At 62.5% G+C, this 23,573-nt stretch carries 20 protein-coding genes; all 20 read right to left on the minus strand.

Annotation, left to right across the window (positions count from 1 at the left end):
• Positions 1-12 precede the first annotated feature (12 nt).
• Positions 13-1,071 carry a histidinol-phosphate transaminase gene (hisC, locus tag B7G52_RS15535; RefSeq protein WP_256387730.1) on the minus strand — a complete coding sequence of 353 codons (1,059 nt, stop codon included), beginning with the start codon at positions 1,069-1,071 and terminating at the stop codon, positions 13-15.
• Positions 1,072-1,187: 116 nt separating this feature from the next.
• Complete coding sequence (gene hisD / locus B7G52_RS15540) at positions 1,188-2,507, minus strand: histidinol dehydrogenase (RefSeq protein WP_096698463.1); 1,320 nt, start codon at positions 2,505-2,507, stop codon at positions 1,188-1,190.
• A gap of 7 nt (positions 2,508-2,514) precedes the next feature.
• Positions 2,515-3,162, minus strand: coding sequence for an ATP phosphoribosyltransferase (gene hisG / locus B7G52_RS15545; RefSeq protein ID WP_096698464.1), 648 nt, complete (start codon positions 3,160-3,162; stop codon positions 2,515-2,517).
• On the minus strand, positions 3,159-4,445 hold the full coding sequence (gene murA, locus B7G52_RS15550) for a UDP-N-acetylglucosamine 1-carboxyvinyltransferase (RefSeq protein WP_096698465.1): 1,287 nt from the start codon (positions 4,443-4,445) through the stop codon (positions 3,159-3,161). The genes hisG and murA overlap by 4 nt, the downstream gene beginning before the upstream one ends.
• A gap of 8 nt (positions 4,446-4,453) precedes the next feature.
• Entirely contained in the window at positions 4,454-4,702 is a 249-nt protein-coding gene (locus tag B7G52_RS15555) for a BolA family protein (RefSeq protein WP_096698466.1), read from the minus strand.
• Between the two features lie 172 nt (positions 4,703-4,874).
• Complete coding sequence (locus tag B7G52_RS15560) at positions 4,875-5,630, minus strand: ABC transporter permease (RefSeq protein WP_096698467.1); 756 nt, start codon at positions 5,628-5,630, stop codon at positions 4,875-4,877.
• Between the two features lie 166 nt (positions 5,631-5,796).
• Positions 5,797-6,726 (minus strand): ABC transporter ATP-binding protein, encoded by a 930-nt coding sequence (locus B7G52_RS15565; protein ID WP_096698468.1) that lies wholly within the window; start codon positions 6,724-6,726, stop codon positions 5,797-5,799.
• A gap of 111 nt (positions 6,727-6,837) precedes the next feature.
• Positions 6,838-7,119, minus strand: coding sequence for a lipid asymmetry maintenance protein MlaB (locus tag B7G52_RS15570; protein ID WP_096698469.1), 282 nt, complete (start codon positions 7,117-7,119; stop codon positions 6,838-6,840).
• A gap of 14 nt (positions 7,120-7,133) precedes the next feature.
• On the minus strand, positions 7,134-7,787 hold the full coding sequence (locus tag B7G52_RS15575; RefSeq protein ID WP_096698470.1) for a phospholipid-binding protein MlaC: 654 nt from the start codon (positions 7,785-7,787) through the stop codon (positions 7,134-7,136).
• A 148-nt stretch (positions 7,788-7,935) separates the two neighbouring features.
• Positions 7,936-8,682, minus strand: a complete 747-nt coding sequence (locus tag B7G52_RS15580; protein WP_096698471.1) for a VacJ family lipoprotein — start codon at positions 8,680-8,682, stop codon at positions 7,936-7,938.
• The gene (gene mlaD, locus B7G52_RS15585) at positions 8,679-9,185 is read right to left on the minus strand and encodes an outer membrane lipid asymmetry maintenance protein MlaD (protein ID WP_096698472.1); all 507 of its coding nucleotides are present in this window, start codon (positions 9,183-9,185) and stop codon (positions 8,679-8,681) included. Before mlaD ends, B7G52_RS15580 begins: the two co-directional genes overlap by 4 nt.
• Before the next feature lie 10 nt (positions 9,186-9,195).
• Complete coding sequence (gene mlaE / locus B7G52_RS15590) at positions 9,196-9,975, minus strand: lipid asymmetry maintenance ABC transporter permease subunit MlaE (protein ID WP_096698473.1); 780 nt, start codon at positions 9,973-9,975, stop codon at positions 9,196-9,198.
• Positions 9,972-10,817, minus strand: coding sequence for an ABC transporter ATP-binding protein (locus B7G52_RS15595; RefSeq protein WP_096698474.1), 846 nt, complete (start codon positions 10,815-10,817; stop codon positions 9,972-9,974). Before B7G52_RS15595 ends, mlaE begins: the two co-directional genes overlap by 4 nt.
• A 388-nt stretch (positions 10,818-11,205) precedes the next feature.
• Complete coding sequence (locus B7G52_RS15600; protein WP_096698475.1) at positions 11,206-12,684, minus strand: glutamate synthase subunit beta; 1,479 nt, start codon at positions 12,682-12,684, stop codon at positions 11,206-11,208.
• Between the two features lie 24 nt (positions 12,685-12,708).
• Positions 12,709-17,505: a glutamate synthase-related protein gene (locus tag B7G52_RS15605; RefSeq protein ID WP_096698476.1), complete on the minus strand. Its 4,797-nt coding sequence runs from the start codon at positions 17,503-17,505 to the stop codon at positions 12,709-12,711.
• 235 nt (positions 17,506-17,740) lie between these two features.
• Positions 17,741-18,439 carry a transposase gene (locus B7G52_RS15610; protein WP_096698477.1) on the minus strand — a complete coding sequence of 233 codons (699 nt, stop codon included), beginning with the start codon at positions 18,437-18,439 and terminating at the stop codon, positions 17,741-17,743.
• 81 nt (positions 18,440-18,520) lie between these two features.
• Complete coding sequence (locus tag B7G52_RS15615; RefSeq protein ID WP_096698478.1) at positions 18,521-19,672, minus strand: ABC transporter substrate-binding protein; 1,152 nt, start codon at positions 19,670-19,672, stop codon at positions 18,521-18,523.
• Between the two features lie 258 nt (positions 19,673-19,930).
• Entirely contained in the window at positions 19,931-21,148 is a 1,218-nt protein-coding gene (locus B7G52_RS15620; RefSeq protein WP_096698479.1) for a CynX/NimT family MFS transporter, read from the minus strand.
• Complete coding sequence (locus tag B7G52_RS15625; protein WP_096698480.1) at positions 21,145-22,359, minus strand: deoxyguanosinetriphosphate triphosphohydrolase; 1,215 nt, start codon at positions 22,357-22,359, stop codon at positions 21,145-21,147. Before B7G52_RS15625 ends, B7G52_RS15620 begins: the two co-directional genes overlap by 4 nt.
• 84 nt (positions 22,360-22,443) lie before the next feature.
• Complete coding sequence (gene aroB, locus B7G52_RS15630; protein WP_096698481.1) at positions 22,444-23,559, minus strand: 3-dehydroquinate synthase; 1,116 nt, start codon at positions 23,557-23,559, stop codon at positions 22,444-22,446.
• Positions 23,560-23,573: the final 14 nt, after the last annotated feature.

Raw genomic sequence — 23,573 nt, forward strand, 5'->3', positions numbered from 1 at the left:
GGGTGGGGGTGGTCATAGGGATTCTTTGAGGGCTGCCAGCATCTGCACATTGTCGTCGGCGGTGCCGACGGTCAGGCGCAGGCAATTGGCCAGCAATGGGTGCATTTTAGAAACGTTTTTGACCAGCACCTTGCGTGCCCGCATGCCCTCGAAGGTTTTCTGGGCATCGGGCACCCGCACCAGGATCATGTTGGCATCGCTTTTCCAGGTCTTGAGCCCCGGCAAGGCCTGCAGCGCTTCGAAAAGAATAGCGCGCTGCGCACGTATTTCCTCGGCTTGCGCCGCAAACACGTCGGCATGTTCGAGCGCAAACAGCGCGCACTCGTAGTTCAGCACGCTGATGTTGTAAGGCGGGCGCACCTTGTCGATCTCGGCAATCAAGGCCTTGGGGCCCATCATGTAGCCAATCCGCACGCCGGCCAGGCCGAACTTGCTCAGCGTGCGCATCAGCAGCACATGGCGGCGCCGGCCGATGCGGTCGATGTAGCTTTTGCTCGAAAACGGCTGGTAGGCCTCGTCGATCACCACCAGGCCGGGGGCGGCGGCAATGATTTTTTCAATCACCGCGTCGTCCCACAGGTTGGCCGTCGGGTTGTTCGGGTAGGCGATGTAGATGATGGACGGCTGGTGTTCGGCGATCGCGGCCAGCATGGCGGTTTCATCAAGCTCGAAGTCCGCCGTCAGGGGCACGCCGATGAACTTCAGGCCCTGCAACTGCGCACTCATGGCGTACATCACAAAGCCGGGCAGTGGCGCCAGAATGGACGCACCGGGTACGTCGCAGGCCATGGCCAGCATCGAGATCAGCTCGTCGGAGCCATTGCCCAGCATGAGGTCAAAACCTTCGGGCATCTGCGCGTAGCCGGCCAGCGCCTGGCGCAGGTCGTTCACGCGGCCGTCGGGATAACGGTTCAGGGCCAGTGCGCCCAGGCGCTGGCCCAGCAGGGCCTGCAGGGCCGGCGGCAGCCGATGCGGGTTTTCCATCGCATCGAGCTTGACCATGCCGCTTGACGCCTGGATGGCGTAGGCATGCATGGATTGCACATCCTGGCGAAAGATATGCGCCCCCACGCTTGTCGCTTCGCGTACTGCGCTGCCCCCCGAGGGGGCGCTGCGCCTGCGGCCCGGCAAAGCCGGTTCCGCGGCCCCCACTGGGGGGGAAGGATCTGACTTGTCGCTGGCTGCGTTCATTTTTTCAATCTCATTTCGGCGGCCCGGGCGTGCGCCTGCAGGCCTTCGCCATAAGCCAGTTCGGCGGCAATTTTCCCCAGGGTCTGCGCGCCGGCTTCGCTGACCTCGATCAGGCTGGAGCGCTTCTGAAAATCGTAGACGCCCAGCGGGCTGGAAAAACGCGCGGTGCCGCTGGTCGGCAGCACATGGTTGGGACCGGCACAGTAGTCGCCCAGGGATTCGCTGGTGTAGGCGCCCAGGAAAATCGCGCCGGCATGTTTGAGCAGGGGTTCCCAGCGGTGCGGGTCACGGCTGGAGACTTCCAGGTGTTCGGGCGCAATGCGGTTGCTGATGGCGCAGGCTTCTTCCATGCTGCGCGTGTGGATCAGCGCGCCGCGCCCGGTGAGGGACTTGGCGATGATCTCCGCACGCGGCATGGTGGGCAGCAGGCGATTGATGGCCTCCTGAACCGCGGCTATATAGGCCGCATCCGGGCACAGCAGGATGCTTTGCGCGAGTTCATCGTGCTCGGCCTGGCTAAACAGATCCATCGCCACCCAGTCGGCCGGCGTGCTGCCGTCGGCCAGCACCAGGATTTCGCTGGGGCCGGCAATCATGTCGATGCCCACCGTGCCAAACACGCGTTTCTTGGCGCTGGCCACGTAGGCGTTGCCGGGGCCGGTGATCTTGTCGACCTTGGGCACGGTCTGCGTGCCGTAGGCCAGCGCCGCCACCGCCTGCGCGCCGCCGATGGTGAAGGCGCGTGTGACGCCGGCCACGTAGGCGGCAGCCAGCACCAGGGCGTTTTTTTCGCCTTTGGGCGTGGGCACCACCATGATGATTTCGCCGACACCGGCCACATGGGCGGGAATGGCGTTCATCAGCACCGAAGACGGATAGGCCGCCTTGCCGCCCGGCACGTAAATGCCGACGCGGTCCAGCGGCGTGACCTTCTGCCCAAGCAGGCTGCCGTCTTCGTCGCGGTAGCTCCAGCTCTCGCCATTGGCCTTTTTCTGCGCCTCGTGGTAGCTGCGCACGCGCCGCGCCGCGGCTTGCAGCGCTTCGCGCTGCGCCGCGGGAATCGTGTCGAAAGCGGCCTTGAGTTCGGCCTGCGTCAGTTCCAGCGCATGCATGCTGGCTGCGGTGAGCCCGTCGAAACGCGCGGTGTACTCGAGCACGGCCGCGTCGCCGCGCTGCTGCACATCAGCCAGGATGTCGGCCACACGCCGCTCGATCGCCGCATCGGTGTCGGCCGACCAGTGCAGGCGCGCCGTGAACTGGGCCTCAAAAGCAGCGTCAGCCGTTGAAAGACGGACGGGAGTAGCTATTAAATTCATAGCATTTTCAGACGGCAGGCCGGGCAATGGCCGACGAAAAAGCATCGATGATGGCGCGTATCGGCGCCTGCTTGAGCTTGAGCGCAACCTGGTTGACCACCAGGTGCGAGCTGATGTCCATGATGCGCTCGACCTCGACCAGGTGGTTGGCCTTGAGCGTGTTGCCACTGCTGACCAGGTCAACAATCGCGTCGGCCAGGCCCGTCAGCGGCGCCAGCTCCATGCTGCCGTACAGCTTGATCAGGTCAACATGCACACCCTTGGTCGCGAAAAAATCGCGCGCGATGCTGACAAACTTGGTGGCGACTTTCAGGCGCGAGCCCTGCCTCACCGCCGCGTCATAGTCGAAACCGGCACGCACCGCCACACTCATGCGGCATTTTGCAATCTGCAGGTCCAGCGGCTGGTACAGGCCCTGGCCGCCGTGTTCGATCAAGGTGTCCTTGCCGGTCACGCCGATGTCGGCGCCGCCGTACTGCACATAGGTCGGCACGTCGGTGGCGCGCACCAGCACCACACGCACGTCGGGCCGGTTGGTGCCTATGATCAGCTTGCGCGATTTTTCCGGGTCTTCCAGCACCTCGATGCCGGCGGCCTTGAGCAGCGGCAGGGTCTCGTCGAAGATACGTCCCTTGGAAAGTGCGAGCGTGATCATGACTTGATTCTCTCGATGTCCGCGCCTATGCCGCGCAGCTTGGCTTCCATCTGGTCGTAGCCGCGGTCCAGGTGGTAGATGCGGTCAATCAGTGTCTCGCCCTCGGCCACCAGGCCGGCGATCACCAGGCTGGCGGAGGCGCGCAGATCGGTCGCCATCACGGTGGCGCCCGAAAGTTTTTCCACCCCGTCGATGATGGCGAACTTGCCATCGATCTCGATCTTCGCACCCAGGCGCACCATCTCGTTGACGTGCATGAAGCGGTTTTCAAAAATCGTTTCCGTGACCTTGCTCGGACCTTCGGCAATCGCGTTGAGCGCCATGAACTGGGCCTGCATGTCAGTTGGAAAACCCGGGTACTCGGTGGTGCGGAAGGACTGCGCCTGCATACGCCCCGAGGCCTGGACCCGGATGAACCCATCACCCGCGGTGATCACCGCACCGGCTTCGCGCAGCTTCTCGATCACGGCTTCGAGGTGCTCAGCGCGGCCATGGCGCAGCACCACATCGCCGCCGGCGGCCGCCACGGCGCACAGGAAGGTGCCGGTCTCGATGCGGTCGGCCACCACCTGGTGCGTGCAGCCGTGCAGGCGCTCCACACCCTGGATGCGGATGCGGCTGCTGCCATGGCCTTCAATCTTCGCGCCCATCTTGATCAGCATCTCGGCCAGGTCGCCGATTTCGGGCTCCTGCGCCGCATTTTCCAGAATGGTTTCACCCTCGGCCAGGCTGGCCGCCATCATGAAATTCTCGGTACCTGTGACCGTGACCATGTCGGTCAGGATGCTGCAGCCCTTGAGGCGTCCACGTTGGCCATTGGGCCCGGCCGGCAGTTTGGCGATCATGTAGCCGTGTTCAACCACGATGTCGGCGCCCATGGCCTGCATGCCCTTGATGTGCTGGTCCACCGGCCGCGAGCCGATGGCGCAGCCGCCGGGCAGCGACACCGTAGCCTCGCCAAAACGCGCGAGCAGCGGGCCCAGCGCCAACACCGACGCGCGCATGGTCTTGACCAGCTCGTACGGTGCTTCAGGCGAGCTCAGGGCGCCCGCGTTGATGACCACGCTGCCGGGCGCGCTGTCGCTGCGCTCGGCCGTCACCCCCATGTTGCGGATCAGCTTGAGCATGGTGGCCACGTCCTGCAGGCGCGGCACATTTTCAAGCGTCACGGTGTCTGCAGTCAGCAACGCTGCGCACAGTTCCGGCAGTGCGGCGTTTTTGGCGCCCGAGATATCGACGGTGCCGGCGAGCGAACGGCCGCCCCTGATGAGTAGTTTGTCCATAGGTCTGTTTATTCTTCCGCGTCGCTGGCCGCCCACTCGGCCGGTGTGTAGGTTTTCATGGACAGGGCGTGCACCTCGTCCGTCTGCATGCGCCCGCCCAGCGTGGCATACACGCGCTGGTGACGCTGGATCAGGCGCTGGCCTTCAAAAGCGGCAGACACGATGGTGGCATACCAATGCCGTCCGTCGCCGGTCAGGGCGATGTGTTCGCAGGGCAAGCCCGCAGCAATGATGGTTTGGAGTTCTTCGCTGGTCATGTTTTATTTGTCAGGCTGGTGATCAATGATGTGTCGCTGAAACTGGATTTTTCAGTCCGGGCCGCGGATCCGGCCTCGGCCTGTCCTGAGCCTGTCGAAGGGCCGGCCCGCAGGCGCAGCGCCCCTCGGGAGGCAAAGAGCGACACGCAGTGCGCGAACGTGGGGGCCATATCTAGTGCCTGATTTTGTAGCCAATGCGAAGCAAATTCACCGCGATGCCGCTGACCACCAGCAGCGCGCTGCCCACAATGGCCAGACTCAGCCACGGAGACACGTCGCTGACGCCGAAAAAGCCGTAACGGAACCCGTCAATCATGTAGAAAAACGGGTTCAGGTGACTGACGGTTTGCCAGAACGGCGGCAACGAGTGGATGGAGTAGAAAACGCCGCTCAGGAAAGTCATGGGCATGATCACAAAATTCTGGAACGCCGCCATCTGGTCGAATTTTTCAGCCCACAGGCCGGCGATCAATCCCAGGGAGCCGAGCAGCGCCGCACCGAGCACCGCAAACACCAGGATCCAGACAGGCGCCACAAAGCTGGGCTGGCCGAAATACACGGTGACCACAAACACCCCCAGGCCGACCACCAGACCGCGCACGACCGACGAACCGACGTAGGCAAAAAACCAGTGCCAATGCGACAGCGGGCTGAGCAGCACAAACACCAGGCTGCCCATGATCTTGCTCTGGATCAGCGAGGACGAGCTGTTGGCGAAGGCATTCTGCAGCACGCTCATCATGACCAGGCCAGGCACCAGGAAGGCGGTGTAGCCGACCGTGCCGTAAACCAGAACCTTGTCCTCCAGCACATGGCCGAAGATCAGCATGTACATGACCGCCGTGAGAATGGGCGCGCCGACGGTCTGGAAGCCGACTTTCCAGAAGCGCAGCACTTCCTTATAGAACAGGGTTTGCCAGCCGGTCATGAAAATATTGCCCCCACGCTTTTCGCTACGCGTGCCTTCGGCGGTGCGCTGCCCCTTGCACGAAGAAGAGGGGCGCTGCGCCTGCGGCCCGGCCCTTCGACAGGCTCAGGACAGGCCGAGGCCGGCTCCGCGGCCCTGGCTGGTAAAAACGGAATCCTTGCGCCTGTCATGCCGCCACTCCGATTTTCTCCGCCATGACTTCCAGGAATACGTCTTCCAGGTCGGCCTTGCGGATTTCGACATCTTCGGCCACCAGACCGGCCTCGCGGACGGCGCTGAGGTACTGCTCGATCTCATGCGCGTTGTGGGCCGGCAGTTGCACGATGCGGCCGGTGATGCGGGCCTTGTCGGCCAGCGCCTTGGGCAGCTCGCTATCAATTTTGAAACGCAGCACATTCGACGACGCGGACTTGAGCAGCTCGGAGGTCTGGGCCAGCGCCACCATGCGGCCCTGCTTGAGCATGGCAATCCGGCTGCACAGCGCCTCGGCCTCTTCGAGGTAATGCGTCGTCAGCAGCACGGTGCTGCCTTGCTTGTTGAGTTTGGCGACAAATTGCCACAAGGTCTGGCGCAACTCCACATCGACACCGGCGGTGGGTTCATCCAGCACAATGACCTGGGGTTTGTGCACCAGCGCCTGCGCCACCAGCACGCGGCGCTTCATCCCGCCCGACAGCTGCCGCATATTCGCATCGGCCTTATCGGCCAGCCCCAGACTGAGCAGCAATTCATCTATCCAGGCGTCGTTGTTCTTGACGCCGAAATAGCCGGATTGAATGCGCAGCGCCTCACGCACCGTGAAAAAGGGGTCGAACACCAGTTCCTGCGGCACGATGCCGAGCTTGCGGCGGGCCGCGGCATAGTCGGTCACCACATCGCTGCCATGCACCAGCACACGGCCGCTGCTGGCCCGCGACAGGCCCGCCAGGATGCTGATCAGCGAGGTTTTGCCGGCCCCGTTGGGGCCCAGCAGGCCGAAAAACTCGCCCTGCTGGATGTCAAAGCTGACATTGTCCAGCGCCCGGACGCCGGGACCAGTCTGGCTGCGTGTCGATGGGTAGATTTTGAAGACGGACTGGAATGAGATGGCGGGCATGAGCGGGCTATTTTAAGGGCTGACGCCTGTTTCTTCCGGCCCGGCAGCGCAAATGCCCCCGGCCGTGCACCCAGGCAGGACCCAAACCCCAAAAACCGCCCGCCTTCAGGTTCAGGCCGTGGCAGCCGCTGCTGGCGGAATCAACTCCGCGACACCATACAGCTCGGCCAGTTCCAGCAGCCGCGCGGGAGCACCGCGCACAGAGAAGCGCTTGCCTGCTGCCAGCGCGTGGCGTCGGCACTCCAGCAGAACCGCCAGCGCAGAGGAGTCAAACTGCTGAAGCGCACGGGCATCGGCAACCACCTCCGCGGGCCCGGCAAACAGCTCGGGTTTCAGGCCGCGGGCAAAACCAGCCGCTACGGCGTGGGTCAGGACAGGAGGAAGCGTCAGCACGGCAGCATTTTCGTTCAGGACTTTTTCTCGCCCGCGTTCGTTTTCTCGCCCGCGTTCGATTTGTTGCGCTGGGACAGTGCAGCGATCAGTCCATCCACGCCCTTCGTCGAAATTTCCTGCGCAAACTGGGTCCGGTAGGTTTCCACCATCCAGATGCCAAGGACGTTCAGGTCATAGATTTTCCAGCCCGTGGGGGTTTTTTCCATGCGGTAATCCAGCTGGATCGGTTCGCTGCGGCCCAACACTTCGGTCCGTACGATCACTTCATTGTCCGTTGGCGCGGCCCGCAGGGGCTTAACGCTGATGGTCTGATCCTTGACCTGGGCCAGCGCCCCGGAATAGGTGCGAACCAACAGAATCTTGAACTCTTCCTGCAGGCGCTTTTGCTGCTCAGGGGTGGCCTGGCGCCAGTTCCGGCCCACGGTCGCCGCCGTCATGCGCGTGAAATTCACATGGGGCATGACCTTGCCATCGACCAAAGCGATGACCTTCCCGGTGTCGCCGGACTGGATGGCCTTGTCGGCCTTGATGACGTCCAGCACTTCGGTGGACGTGCGTTTGATCAGCGCGTCCGGGGCTTCGTCGGCCGCACCTGCGGCAGGGCCCGCGACCAGCAGGACGCCTGCGAGGCAGGCACCCAGGACATGGCTAAAAATTCGACGGTTCATGGTTTTCTTTCGGTTCGAAACACAGGCCGGCCTGGCCGGGCGGATGCCCCTTTGGCACAATTGGCAGGCAAGTGATTGATTTGACAGCGTTTTTCAGGCTTTGGTTCATGCGATTCAGTGAAGTTATGACATCGCATGTAAGTGTTCTTTACTTGGCCGGTGCCGGCGAAGGCTCCTCGGGCAGGTCATAACGCTCTTCGGTGTCGCCGTTGGTGTCTATCACCACGCCGCGGCGCTGCAGGTAGGCGTCGCGCGTGAAACTGTATTTGTCCAGGGCCGCCTGATCAAGCACCTCCCCGGCACGCAGCAGGCCGGCGCGAAGATCTACCGCGCGCAGGACATACAGCGAATTACGGACAGGCACATTGTCGATCTGCATCACCAGGTCGCCCTGGGCGTCGACCACACGGGCGGCCGCATCACGCACCGTGGAGGGGCCCAGCACCGGCAACACCAGGTAAGGGCCGGTTGCCATGCCCCAATGACCCAGTGTCTTGCCAAAATCCTCGCTGTGACGCTCTATACCCATGGGCGTGGCCCAATCGAGCACGCCGCCCAGGCCAATCAGCGTGTTGACGCTGACACGCATGAAGCTGTCGACGGCCTCTTGCGGCTTGGCCTGGAGCACGTTGTTGACGAAAGACCAGACGTCCGACAGGTTGCCGAAGAAGTTGTTGACACCGGTACGCACCGGCGAGGGCACCGTATTCTGGTAAGCCTGCGCCACCGGCTTGACGATGGCTTCGTCGAGGCCGTCGTTGAAACGGGTCACGCTGCGGTTGAACGGTTCGAACGGGTCGCGCGGGTTGGGGCCGATGGCGCAGCCCTGCAGCAGCGCTAGCGCCAGCAGCCCTGTCCACAGCCCGGCTCTGTTCATTGTGATTCGTGGTTTCATTTTTTTTCGTTACTCCCTGTGGGCGGTGCAGTCACCGGGCCAGAACTGCTGTCCGCCGCCTTGCTGTACAAAAACTGGCTGATGAGATTTTCCAGCACAACCGCTGATTGCGTGCTGGAGATGGTGTCGCCCGCCACCAGATTCTTCTCGCTGGACCCGGCCTCGATGCCGATGTACTGCTCACCGAGCAAACCACTGGTCAGGATCTTCAGCGAACTGTCCTTGGGAAAGACATAACGACTCTCCATGGCCAGCATGACACGCGCCTGGAAAGACTTGTCGTCAAACACCAGCGACTCCACGCGACCGACCACCACACCGCCGCTACGCACCGCGCCTTTGGGTTTGAGGCCGCCGACGTTGTCAAATTTGGCCGTGATCCGGTAGGTGGACTGGAAATTCAGGTTCAGCAGATTGGCGGCCTGCAACGCCAGAAACAGGATGGCCGCAGCGCCGATCATGACAAAAATACCAACCCACACATCATTTTTTGAGCGTTGCACAACACCCTCCTCAAGTAAACATCATCGCGGTCAGGATGAAATCCAGACCCAGAACCGTCAGGGACGCCACCACCACCGTGCGCGTCGTGGCGCTGGCCACGCCTTCCGGCGTGGGTTGCGCCTCGAACCCCTGCAACAGGGCAATAAACGTGACGGCAAAGCCGAAAACAACACTCTTGATCACACCGTTGCCCACATCTTTCCAGACATCGACCCCCCCTTGGATCTGGCTCCAGAAAGACCCCGCATCGACCCCAATCATGACCACGCCAACAGCCCATCCGCCAATCACGCCCATCGCGCTGAACACGGCAGCCAGCAGGGGCATGACAATCACGCCCGCCCAGAAGCGGGGCGCCAGGATGCGTTGCACCGGATCGACGGCCATCATCTCCATGACGCTGATCTGCTCGCCCGCCTTCATGAGGCCGATTTCGGCGGTCAGCGAGGTACCGGCCCGCCCCGCAAACAGCAAGGCCGTCACCACCGGCCCGAGTTCACGCACCAGGGTCAGCGTCACGAGCAAGCCCAGCGCATCCGACGAGCCAAAACGCTGCAGCGTGTAATAACCCTGCAGGCCGAACACGAAGCCGACAAACAGGCCGGACACCGCAATGATGACCAGCGAATAGTTGCCCAGAAAATGGATCTGGTCGCGCACCAGGCCAAAACGCCGAAAGGTCGAAGGCAGGGAAAGGAGAAGCCGAAAGAAAAGGCGTGCGCCCAGACCCAGGTCCGCGAGTTTGCTGCGGGTGGCAAAGCCGACATCCGAAGGTTTGTACCAACTCATGCTGCGGCTCCTGGCTGCCGGGCGACGGACGTGGGGCCGGGGCCAAAATCTTCTTCAACCGACAGGCCGGGATAGTGAAACTGAACCGGGCCGTCCGGCAGGGCATTGACATACTGGTACACCAGCGGATCGGTGCTTTGGCGGACTTGCTCGGGCGTACCCTCGGTCGCAATTTTTCCGTTGGCCAGGATGATCACATGGTCGGCCACGGCAAACGTCTGCTCGAGCTCGTGCGAGACAAAAATACTGGTCAGACCCATGGCGTCGTTCAAGTGACGGATCAGCCGCGCCGCCGTTCCCAGCGAGATCGGGTCCAGGCCGGAGAAAGGCTCGTCATACATCACCAGCTCCGGGTCCAGGGCGATGGCGCGGGCCAGCGCGATACGCCGTGCCATGCCGCCGGACACCTCGCTGGGCATGAGATCGCGCGCGCCGCGCAGGCCGACCGCGTTGAGCTTCATGAGCACAATGTCGCGAATCAGGGCTTCGGGCAGATCGGTGTGTTCGTGCAGCGGAAATGCCACATTTTCATAAACGCTCAAGTCGGCAAACAAGGCCCCGAACTGGAAAAGCATGCCCATGCGACGCCGCGCCGCATAGATCTGCTCCTGATCCATCCGGGTGACATCCTGGTCATCGAACAGCAATTCGCCGGATTGGGCACGGAGCTGGCCGCCAATGAGACGCAAAATGGTCGTTTTACCGCCGCCGGAAGCCCCCATCAATGCCGTCACCTTGCCGCGCGGCACCGACAGGGAAATGTCGTCCAGAATGACCCGCTCACCGTAACCAAAGGTAAGGTGACGCAGTTCAACAAGCGATGGATTGGAAGAGGGGGCCATAAAAAGACAAAAGCCGGATATCCGGCTTATTGATCATAAGGGATTACTCTGCCCCACGTGGGCGGTCGGAATCGTTCATTTTTCACAGGAATAGCCTGGAAAGGTGCCCAATTCAGGCCGCCCGCCCGACTTTCCTGCCCTGCGCCAAAAAAGATGGAGGAAAGCCCGCCGTTTCGCGCGACAGGTCGCGGCAAGGCGCACCGGCGTTACACTTTTCTGCCATCGCACCGGTTTCGCAGCGGTTGGGGTGGTTGGGGTGGTTGGGGCGCAGTCTTCAACCAGATCCAAGACCACCTGCAACATGCTCAACACGCCCCAGGGGCGGCGCTGCCAGCAAATCCCGGCCTTGATGTCACACCCCCTCGGCCGTTCGGAGTGGCTGGAGCTTTCAGCGCGGCAAGTCGCTGAAGCCCATCAGGAACTCGTCGACCGAGCGGGCCACCTGGCGACCCTCGCGAATCGCCCAGACCACCAGACTCTGACCACGACGCATGTCGCCCGCCGCAAAGACCTTGGGGACATTGGTGGCATAACCGCCCGTGAAGTCGGTGGTCGCCTTGGCGTTACCGCGTGCGTCTTTCTCGACCCCAAAGGCCTCCAGCACCGGCGCAACCGGCGCCACAAACCCCATGGCCAGAAGCACCAGATCGGCCTTTAGCAACTGCTCTGAGCCGGGTACTTCCTGCATCTTGCCGTCTTTCCACTCAACGCGCACCGTTTTCAGACCGGTGACCTTGCCCTTGTCGCCGATGAATTCCTTGGTGGAAATGGCGAATTCCCGTTCGCAGCCCTCCTCATGGCTGGAACTGGTACGCAGCTTGATGGGCCAGTAAGGCCAGGTCATGGGACGGTTTTCCTCTACAGGAGGCTGCGGCAGCAGTTCGAACTGCGTGACGCTGGCCGCGCCATGACGATTACTGGTACCGACACAGTCCGAGCCGGTGTCACCGCCGCCGATCACGATCACGTGTTTACCGTCGGAGCGCAACTGGTCCTTGACCTTGTCGCCGGCGTTGACCTTGTTTTGCTGCGGCAAAAACTCCATCGCGAAATGGATGCCGGCGAGTTCACGGCCGGGCACGGGCAGGTCACGCGACTGCTCGGCACCACCGGACAGCACGATCGCGTCAAAATCCTTTTGCAGTTGCTCGGGCGTGATGGTTTCCTTGGCCCAGTTGATGACTTTCGAGTCCTTGCCCAACCCGTCCTTCGCACGCCCGACCATGACGCCGGCACGAAAGGTCACCCCTTCAGCCTGCATCTGTTCGACACGGCGGTCGATATGGGTTTTCTCCATCTTGAAGTCGGGAATGCCGTAACGCAGCAGGCCGCCAATGCGGTCATTTTTCTCGAACACCGTCACATCGTGGCCGGCCCGCGCCAGCTGCTGGGCCGCAGCCATGCCCGCCGGACCCGACCCCACCACGGCCACTTTTTTCCCGGTCCGGTGCGCGGGCGGCGCGGGCTGGACCCAGCCTTCGGCCCAGGCGCGATCGATGATGGCGTGTTCGATGGACTTGATGCCCACCGCACCGTCGTTCACGTTGAGCGTGCAGGCCGCCTCACAAGGTGCGGGGCAAATCCGGCCCGTGAATTCCGGAAAGTTGTTGGTGCTGTGCAGGGTTTCAATCGCACTTTTCCAGTTGCCCCGAAACACCATGTCGTTGAAATCCGGAATGATGTTGTTGACCGGGCAGCCGCTGTTGCAAAACGGCGTGCCGCAGTCCATGCAACGCGCGGCCTGCTTGTTGGCCTGCGCGTCGTCGAGCCCGATCACAAACTCCTTGTAGTTTTTCAGCCGCTCGGGCACAGGCTTGTAGCCTTCCTCGATGCGCTCGTATTCCATGAAACCGGTGACTTTTCCCATGAGGCTACTCCAGATGCTTCTTGTTTAGGCTGCGACTTTGGCGGCTTTTTCGCCAGCCGGTTTGGACGCCGCTTTGGCGGGTGCGGCGGCCGCGAGCTTCCTGGCCGCCATTTCGCCAAGTGCCCGCTTGTATTCCAGCGGAAACACCTTGACGAACTTGCCGCGCGCTTCTGCCCAGTTGTCCAGCAACTCGCGGGCACGCTTGCTGCCGGTCCAGCGGTTGTGGTCTTCCAGCAGTTTCTTCAGTTGCGCTTCATCGGTCTTGCCGCCGTGCCACAAGGCGTGGTCGGTCCCGGCCTCCTGCTGGGCAGCAGGCTGGACTTTCTCCAGCGACACCATGGCGGTGTTGCAGCGTTTGGCAAACTGGCCGTCCTCGTCGTACACATAAGCCACGCCACCGCTCATGCCCGCCGCGAAGTTGCGCCCGGTTTTCCCAAGCACCGCGACGGTGCCGCCGGTCATGTATTCACAACCGTGGTCGCCCGTACCCTCGACGACCGCCGTGGCCCCCGACAGTCGCACTGCAAAACGTTCGCCGGCCACGCCACTGAAGAAGGCCTCGCCGGTCGTCGCGCCGTAGAGCACGGTGTTGCCGACGATGGTGTTCTTGACCGCGTCACCGCGAAAATCGATGCTGGGCCGCACCACGATGCGGCCACCCGACAGGCCCTTGCCGGTGTAGTCGTTGGCATCGCCGATCAGGTACAGCGTGATGCCCTTGGCCAGGAAGGCGCCGAAAGACTGGCCGCCCGTGCCTTCGAGCTGGATGCGCAAGGTGTCGTCCGGCAGGCCCTCCGGGTGACGCCGCGTCAGCTCGCCGGACAGCATGGCGCCGACGGTGCGGTTGACGTTGCGTGCCACCTCGATGAACTGGACTTTTTCACCCTTTTCGAGGGCTGCTTTCGATTTCTCGATCAGGCGCACGTCCAGCGCTTTTTCCAGCGCATGGTCCTGCTCCATGACGTGCATGCGCGGCACATCGGCCGGCACGTTGGGCTGGTAGAACAGGCGCGAGAAGTCCAGTCCATCGGCCTTCCAGTGCTCAATGCCCTTCTGGGTATCGAGCAGGTCTGCGCGACCTATCAGGTCGTCGAACTTGCGCACGCCGAGCTGGGCCATCAACTGACGCGCCTCTTCGGCGACGAAGAAGAAGTAGTTCACGACGTGTTCGGGCTTGCCGCTGAATTTCTGGCGCAGCACCGGGTCCTGCGTGGCGACGCCGACCGGGCAGGTGTTGAGGTGGCATTTGCGCATCATGATGCAGCCCTCGACCACCAGCGGCGCCGTGGCGAAGCCGAATTCGTCGGCACCCAGCAAGGCGCCGATCACGACGTCGCGGCCGGTTTTCATCTGGCCGTCGGCCTGCACACGGATGCGGCCGCGCAGGCGGTTCAGCACCAGCGTCTGCTGGGTTTCCGCCAGGCCGATTTCCCAGGGTGATCCTGCATGCTTGATCGACGACCATGGGGACGCACCGGTGCCACCGTCATGCCCGGCGATCACCACGTGATCGGACTTGGCTTTGGCAACGCCGGCAGCAATCGTTCCGACCCCGACTTCACTGACCAGCTTGACGCTGATGCTGGCGCGCGGGTTGACGTTCTTCAGATCATGGATCAGTTGCGCCAGGTCCTCGATGGAGTAGATGTCATGGTGCGGCGGTGGCGAGATCAGGCCCACACCCGGCACGGAATAACGCAGCTGACCGATGTATTCGCTGACCTTGCCGCCGGGAAGCTGGCCGCCCTCGCCCGGCTTGGCACCCTGCGCCATCTTGATCTGGATCTGGTCGGCCGACACCAGGTATTCCGCCGTGACGCCGAAACGCCCCGAAGCGACCTGCTTGATGCGGGAGCGCAGCGAATCCCCGTCCTGCAGCGGCAGGTCAACCTCAACCACGCTTTCGCCAATCACGCTCTTGAGCGTCTCGCCCTTTTTGATCGGAATGCCCTTGAGCTCCTGACGGTAGCGGTTCGGATCTTCTCCGCCCTCCCCGGTATTGCTCTTGCCGCCAATGCGGTTCATGGCCACGGCCAGCGTGGCATGCGCCTCGGTGCTGATGGAGCCCAGCGACATCGCACCGGTGGCGAAACGCTTGACGATTTCCTTGGCCGGCTCGACCTCGTCGATCGGGATGGCCCGGGACGGATCGATCCTGAACTCGAACAGGCCGCGCAGGGTCATGTGGCGGCGGTTCTGGTCGTTGATCAACTGGGCAAATTCCTTGTAGGTGTTCCAGTTGTTAGAGCGTGTTGAATGCTGCAGCTTGGCAATGGCGTCCGGTGTCCACATGTGGTCTTCACCGCGAACGCGCCAGGCGTATTCGCCGCCGGCGTCCAGCATGTTGGCCAGCACCGGGTCGTTGCCGTAGGCGGCCTTGTGCATGCGCAGCGCTTCTTCGGCGATTTCAAACACGCCCATGCCTTCGACCTGGCTGGCGGTACCGGTAAAGAACTTGTCGACGGTCACGCGGTTCAGGCCGATCGCCTCGAACAGCTGGGCACCGCAGTAACTCATGTAGGTGGACACGCCCATCTTGGACATGATCTTCGACAGGCCCTTGCCAACCGCCTTGGTGTAGTTGTAGATCGCCTTGTCGGCACTCAGGTCCCCGGGCAAATCCCTGGCGAGTTCGACCAGCGTTTCCATGGCCAGATACGGGTGCACGGCTTCCGCGCCATAACCGGCGAGCACGGCAAAATGGTGGACTTCACGGGCCGAGCCGGTTTCCACCACAAGGCCTGCTGTCGTGCGCAGGCCCTCCTTCACCAGGTGCTGGTGAATGGCCGACAACGCGAGCAAGGCCGGAATCGCGACCTGGGTCGGGCTGATGCCACGGTCGCTGACGATCAGGATGTTCTTGCCACTCTTGATCGCATCGACCGCTTCCGCACACAGCGAGGCGAGCTTGGCTTCCACCCCTTCGTGGCCCCAGGCCAGCGGGTAGGTGATGTCCAGGGTATAACTTTTGAATTTCCCCTGGGTGTGGGTTTCGATGTCGCGCAGCTTGCGCATGTCAGCGACATTGAGGACCGGCTGACCGACCTCCAGCCGCATCGGCGGGTTGACCTGGTTGATATCGAGCAGGTTGGGCTTGGGGCCCACAAAGGACACCAGCGACATCACAATCGCCTCGCGGATCGGGTCGATCGGCGGGTTGGTCACCTGCGCGAACAGCTGTTTGAAGTAGTTGTACAGCGGCTTGTTCTTGTTGGACAGCACGGCCAGTGGGCTGTCGTTGCCCATGGAGCCGGTGCCTTCCTCGCCATTGACGGCCATGGGCGACATCAGGAACTTGATGTCTTCCTGGGTGTAGCCGAAGGCCTGCTGGCGGTCCAGCAGGGAGTGTGACTCGGTCAGGCCGGAGCTCGATGCCGAGGTCGCGCTCGCTTCGTCGGCGCCCATCTTCAGTCCGTCCGTCGGCGCAGGCACCGTCGGCGCCTGCACATCATCGAGCCGGATGCGCAGGTTTTCAATCCATTGCTTGTAGGGCTTGCTGTGTGCCAGCGTGGCCTTGATCTCCTCATCGTCAATCATGCGGCCCTGCTCGAGGTCGATCAGGAACATTTTGCCGGGCTGCAGACGCCACTTGCGCACGATCTTGTTTTCGGGAATCGGCAGCACGCCGGATTCGGAAGCCATGATGACCAGGTCGTCGTCGGTCACGCAGTAGCGGGACGGACGCAGGCCGTTGCGGTCCAGCGTGGCGCCAATCTGGCGGCCGTCGGTGAACACGATGGACGCGGGGCCGTCCCACGGCTCCAGCATCGCGGCGTGGTATTCATAGAAGGCCTTGCGGCGCTCATCCATGGTGGTGTGCTGCTCCCATGGCTCGGGAATCATCATCATCACGGCCTGGCTGATCGGGTAGCCGGCCATGGTCAGCAGTTCCAGGCAGTTGTCGAAGGTCGCGGTGTCGGACTGGTCGGCAAAGCTGATGGGGTAGAGCTTTTGCAGATCGGCGCCGAGCACCGGCGAGGACATCACGCCTTCGCGCGCCTTCATCCAGTTGTAGTTGCCCTTGACGGTGTTGATCTCGCCGTTGTGCGCGACATAGCGATAGGGGTGGGCCAGCGGCCATTCAGGGAAGGTGTTGGTCGAAAACCGCTGATGCACCAGGCCCAGCGCCGATACGCAGCGTGCGTCCTGCAGGTCCAGGTAATAGGTGCCCACCTGGTTGGCCAGCAACAGGCCTTTGTAGACCACCGTGCGGCTGGACATGCTGGGAACGTAGTATTCCTTGCTGTGGGTGAGCTTCAGGCGCTGGATCGCGGCACTGGCGGTCTTGCGGATCACGTAAAGCTTGCGCTCCAGCGCGTCCTGCACGATCACATCGTTGCCGCGGCCAATGAAAATCTGGCGCAGGATGGGCTCTTTCTCGCGCACCGTCGGCGACATCGGCATGTCGCGATTGACCGGCACATCGCGCCAGCCCAGCAGCACCTGGCCCTCCATGCGCACGGCACGCTCGAGCGCCTGTTCACAGGCCAGCCGCGAGGCATGCTCTTTGGGCAGGAACACCATGCCCACGCCATACTCGCCCGGAGGCGGGAGGTTGACAGCCTGCCTGGCCATCTCTTCACGGTAAAGGGCGTCAGGCAGCTGGATCAGGATGCCGGCGCCGTCACCCATCAGCTTGTCAGCACCCACAGCGCCCCGATGGTCCAGGTTCTCGAGGATCTTCAGGCCCTGTTGCACGATGGCATGGCTTTTGTGACCCTTGATGTGCGCAACAAAGCCGACGCCGCAGGCGTCATGCTCATTGGCCGGGCTGTAAAGACCGTTTTGTTCAAAATGCGTGATTTCAGCAGCCGTGGTCATGGCTTACTCCTGGGTCGGTAGGGAGAACAGCGCTGGTGCACACGTTGCACGCCAGCCTGTCCGCCAAGTTTCGTAATGGGTCGCAAGAAGCGAGAGCATAGTGCAGTGCAACAACAATGCCAAGCACAAAAATTAGGGTCAGATTCCAATTAAAATATTCGAAATGCCTTGTCCATTTAATTAGGGACAGATTTAAAAAAGAAAATCAGTGTTGTGTGGCAATTCGCAAGTCCACTCAGAGGATTCCTGGCTTTCGCGCCGGGCGTCCCACCCGCGCTTTGACGACCCGGCGTTCCGTGCGTTTTTGCAGGTCCCCCAAGAAATCAGCATCGCCCAAGGCCCAGCCGCTCAGGGCCGACTCCGTCAGTGCTGCCTGCTGACTGGCGGACACACCGGTGCTCACCATGTCGGCGTACGCCGCTTCTCGCGCAAAAGGCGTGTTCCCCAAAGTCCAGAACAGGGGATGCGGCGTGACCAGTCTGTCGCTGCGCAATCCGACATAGTGGCCGTGGCTGGACCAAGGGTAGTCGCGCGCCTCGGCGACCAGCCCTGCCCGCACCGGATTGAGATCGATATAGGCCATGCAGGCCAGCAGATAGGTTTCGGTCTGGATGGGCGTGGAACGGTAGCGCCCCTCCCACAAGGTGCCCGATCGCCCCTGCCTGTCGTTGAAATAACGCACATACCGCCTGCCCACGGCCTGCATCATGCGTGGCAGGGAATCGGCGGCCTCCGGCGTGACCAGCAAATGAACGTGGTTGCTCATCAGCACATAGGCGTGCACGGCAACGCCTGATTTTCTGGCGTGTTCCTCGATCAGGTCCAGCAAGGTCTGGTAATCGGCGGGACACGAAAAAATGGCCTGCTGGTTGTTGCCGCGCAGGATGACGTGGTGCGGATAGCCGGGAAGACTCAGACGGGGAAGGCGGGCCATGACAATGTACGCTGTGATTCAGCGCCATCATAGGGGCACTCGCCTCCCTGGATGCACTTCTCGATCAGACGCGCGTTGCGCTTAGCGGACCACTTTGCCGTCCGGGGTGATGGTCACCAGATCCACCAGGCGGACTGACTCGTATTTTTTGGCGCGCAGATTGACGCGAAAGCCGCCCACGTCATAGTCGGTCATGGATTCAAAAGCTTTCTGAAGCCCGGCGCGATCGGCTTTTCCACCGCCAGCGGCACTGCGCCGCACACCCTCCGCAAAGGTGCGCGCTGCGATGTAACCCTCGACACTTTCATAACTGGGCGTCTGGTCGGTCACATTGAGGACATCCAGGTACTCCTTGATGATGGGAGTTCCCGCGCTGCGCGGCGAAGGCACGACCTGCGAGATGACCACGCCGCCGATTTCCTTGCCCAACGCCGTGAACAACGGATCAATCCCGACCACCGAGAAGTTCAGGAACTGGCCGGCGAAGCCGGTTTTGCGCATGGCGCGGATAAAGGCCGCCGAGGTATTGAACAGGCTGACCTGGATGATGGCTTGGGGCTGGGCCTTGGCCAGCATGGCAACTGCAGCCCCGACCTTGTCGCTGTTGACCGGCGCGAAGGCGCTTGCCACAAGAGGCGGCCGTTTCAGATCAACCAGAGCCTGATTCACCGCCGCCAGACCTGCACGGCCCATGGCGTCGTCTTCTGCAAAAACCGCGATGCGGTCCTGGCTCAGGGTAGCGCAATGGCGCACCATTTTGTAGGCCTCGTCAGCCAGAGCCGGACGGATATGAAATGCATTGCTCAGCGCGGCTTCGCGCAGGACGTCCGATGCGGCGAACGGGGCAAAAAACAGGGTGTTGGCCGGCTTGGCGATGGCAAAAGCGGCATCGCAACTGGCCGTTCCTACAAAACCGAACAACGCATCCACGCCTTCGTCAATCAACTGTTTGGCGTTGGCCGCCGCCTTGGCCGGGTTGTAGCCATCATCCAGCGTCTTGACTTCGATCCTGTAGCCTGCCGCACCGTTTTTGGCGTTGATCGCATCAAAGTAGAGCTTCGCACCATTGAGGTAGGCCAGTCCGATCTGATCGGCCGCACCCGTCAAAGGAACCGATTGGCCAATGACCAGTTTGCGGCCGCCCTTGCCCGTCTGTGAACGCGCCAGCGGGGTAAGCGTCGCCACGCCAGCTGCCAATCCGCCCATCATGAGCGCACGTCGATTGATTCTCATGCAATACCTTTTGAAATGTCATCTCGTTAAGCACGATGGATGCCTGAATGCGGGCAAACAGTCCAGGCGCTCTCTTCGTAACAAATTGAACAAGTCCTGCAGGGTAGTCGTTCGGGACATAAAAAGGCGGTGCGGAGAATGCCAACACGTCATAAGGCTATGCAAGGGCGAGTCCACGGCCATGGGTAAACCTGGCAAGGCCATGGCGCATGGCATGGCCACTTCGTGCTGCGACCCCGGAGCGAGGTCGGCACGAAGCTAGCGCTCGCGTCCCAACAGGCCGTGAATCTGCCAGGCCAGCCCCATGCCGGCCAGCGCGCACGCACCGGTCACCGTCCAGGTCAGCTGCCAGTGTCCCGCCAGACCAGCCACCCACGCCACCAGCGGGGGCCCGCAGAACTGGCCAAAGGCCGACCATTGCTGCATCCAGCCCACCGTGGTGGGCACGGTGGCCGTGCTCGGAGCCAGACGAACCGCGAGGCTGAACAGTGTCCCCGGGATCAGGCCCCCCAGCATGGAGAAAGCCAGCACCGCGAGATACCGCACCCAGGGGCTGGCGTCCACCCCAAAGGCCAACAAGGCGCCCCCGCCCATGGCGGCAAAGCCTGCAACAAGCAAGGCAAGCGGAGGTACACGCAGGTGCAGCAAGCGACCAGCCGCGAGGTTGCCGATGATGTTGACGGCCGCCGCCAGTGCGGTGAGCCAGGCGGCGGAGGCGGCAGGCAATCCAGCCTGGGCGTAAATCGACGGCAAAAATCCGACAACAGCCAGCCATTGACCCGAATACATGGAAAAGCACAGCGCGACCAGCCAGACCCCGCGTGAGCGCAGCGTCAGGCGCAGCAGGCCATGGCTACCGGAAAAAAGCGACGTCGCAGGGGATGGGGTTCGCGATGGTTCCACCCCCAGAGACTGGTCCGCAGGGACGCTGCGATACAACAGGACGGCGAGCAGGACGGACAAGGCAGACAGGAGCCACCACAAAATTCGCCATCCCCAAGCGGCACCGCCCTGGGCCATCACCCACGGCCCCACGAGCATGGCCAGTGCTGCGCCCAGCGGCATGTAAGCCCCCCACGCCCCCAACGCGCGACTCAAGCGCCCGGAAGGCACCAGCGTGCGCAACAGACCTGGCGCGGGCAAAACCACACACAGAAACCCAAGCCCTTCAAAGACGCGGCTTGCAAGCAGCCCGGCGGTCCCCTGCGCTGCGCCGCCCAGGGCACTGGCCAGGCTGAGCACCAGCAAACCGGCGAGCATGCTGCGCCGCGCACCGTAGCGCTGAATCAGCAACCCGGCCGGTAAACCCAGCGTCATCCCGGCGAGCTGAAACAGCGCCAGTAAAAAACCCGCCTGCACCAGGGACACACCCAATACCTGCTGCAGCGCCGGCAAGGCCGGCGGCAGCTTGCCCACATGCAGCGCCGCCACCACGCCGGCGGCGATCACCAGGCTGGCAGGGTGAATAGCCTTCACACAGGAAACACCACGCGGCCATTCAGTCGCTCGTGTTCCTTGGCGGCAAACCGGTCTGTCATGCCGGCAATGTAGTCGGCCACCACGCGCTCGGGCTTGGCCTGGTGTCTTGCACTGCCGGACGGCCTGCTGTCAAGTTGATCGAACCGGTCGCTGTGCGCCTGCGGCATCTGCGCCGGGTCGGCCATGTAAGCGGCAAACAGGTCGCGCACCACCTGCTGGGCCGTCTGTGTGGTCTCGACCACCTGCGGATGGCGGTATAAATTTTGTAGCAGGAAACGCTTGAGAGACGAGGACTTCAGGGCCATTTCATCACTGAAGCAGACCAGCGGCGGATGCTGGCGCACGGCCTGCACATCGGCCGGCAGCGCAGCCCGCAAGGCGGCGCCCGTGGCGTCCATCACGTCGTAAACCTGGGCACTGAGCATGCGGCGTATGGTTTCGAACAACAGTCGCCGCCCCTGCAAACCAGGGTGACTGGCCAGAGTTTCGCGGTGGTACGCCTCAAACAACTCCACCTCCTTGAGCTGCTCCAGGCTCAGCAGGCCAGAGCGCACGCCATCGTCAATGTCGTGGGCGTTGTAGGCGATCTCATCGGCGAGATTGGCAAGCTGGGCTTCGAGGCTGGGCTGCTGCGCGTGCGGGCCGTCGCCGGATGGCGCCAGGAAACGCTGCGCCACGCCACCGGGTTCGCGCCCTTCCATCCGCCGGGCGTTGCGGCGGGAGCAATGCTTGAGAATGCCTTCCCGGGTTTCAAAGGACAGGTTCAGGCCGTCGTAGTCCGGGTAGCGCTCTTCGAGCGTATCCACCACGCGCAGGCTTTGCAGGTTGTGCTCGAAGCCGGCGCTGTCCGGGTTGTGGCTTTTCAGGCAGATGTTGAGCGCATCCTGGCCGGCGTGGCCAAACGGCGTGTGGCCGAGATCGTGCGCCAGCGCGATGGCTTCGACCAGGTCCTCGTTCAATTGCAGCGTGCGGGCGATGGAACGGCCAAGCTGTGCGACTTCGAGCGAATGGGTCAGGCGGGTACGAAACAAGTCGCCTTCATGGTTCAAAAACACCTGGGTCTTGTAAACCAGGCGGCGAAATGCCGTGGAATGCACAATCCGGTCGCGGTCGCGCTGAAAGGCCGAACGGGTCGGCGCCGCGGGCTCGGGGTAGCGACGACCACGTGACCGGGCTGGGTCGCAGGCGTAGGGAGCCAGTGCAGTCATGAATCAAGCATCCAATCGGGCCTCCGCCCTTTTAATATTTACGCGGATAGCTATTATTTTGATAGCATTCGATCAAAAAGATATTCATTCGCAGCTCGCGTCGATCACCTCGCGCACCAGTGCATCCGGTGCGCTGCGCACAGTTGCGTGACCGGGGCCGCTGATCACGACAAACCTGATTTCGCCAGCCTCCGCCTTTTTGTCCACACGCATCAGTTCCAGATAACGCCCCGCGTTGTCGGTGTCAGACAGCCTGGGGCCGACCACCGGCAGACCGGCGCGCTGGACAAGCGCATGCAGGCGGTCGACAAGCGCCGCGTCGATGAGGCCCAGCCTCTGCGACAGCCGGGCAGCCATCACCATGCCGCAGCCCACACCTTCACCATGCAGCCATTGGCCGTAACCCAGCCCCGACTCGATCGCATGCCCGAAGGTGTGTCCGAAATTGAGGATGGCGCGCAGCCCGGCCTCCCGTTCATCCTGCCCCACCACCGCGGCCTTGATCTCGCAACTGCGCCGGACGGCATGTGCCAGCGCCGCCGGTTCACGCGCAAGCAGGGCCCCAATGTTTGTCTCGATCCAGTCCAGAAAAGCCATGTCGGCAATCGGTCCGTACTTGATGATCTCCGCAAGCCCGGCGCTCAACTCGCGCGGGGGCAAGGTCTGGAGCACGTCCAGGTCGCAGATCACGCGTTCCGGCTGGTAAAACGCGCCCACCATGTTTTTGCCCAGTGGGTGATTGATGGCCGTTTTTCCACCGACCGAAGAGTCCACCTGCGCCAGCAAGGTGGTGGGGACCTGCACAAACGGCACACCGCGCATGTAGCAGGCCGCCGCAAATCCCGTCATGTCACCCACCACGCCGCCGCCCAGGGCAAAAAGCACGGTCTTGCGGTCGCAGCCGTTGGCCAGCAAGGCGTCGAAAATCAGTTGCAGGGTGGGCCAGTCCTTGTGCGCCTCACCGTCGGGCAGGATCACCTGCAGCACCTTGTTGTAATGCCCCTGCAGTGCCTGCTGCAAGGCCTGGGCATAAAGAGGGGCCACCGTGTCATTCGACACAATCAGTGCGGTGCTTGCGGCTGGCAGATTCAGGTAGGTGCCAGGGTCACCGAGCAGGCCTGCGCCAATGATGATGGGGTAGCTGCGCTCGCCCAGGTCAATGAAAACCTGTTGCGTCGCCAAGGGGGAATTTGAAGCCATGGCCCAAGTGTAGA

Source organism: Polaromonas sp. AER18D-145 (assembly GCF_002379095.1).
Taxonomy (GTDB): domain Bacteria; phylum Pseudomonadota; class Gammaproteobacteria; order Burkholderiales; family Burkholderiaceae_C; genus Polaromonas.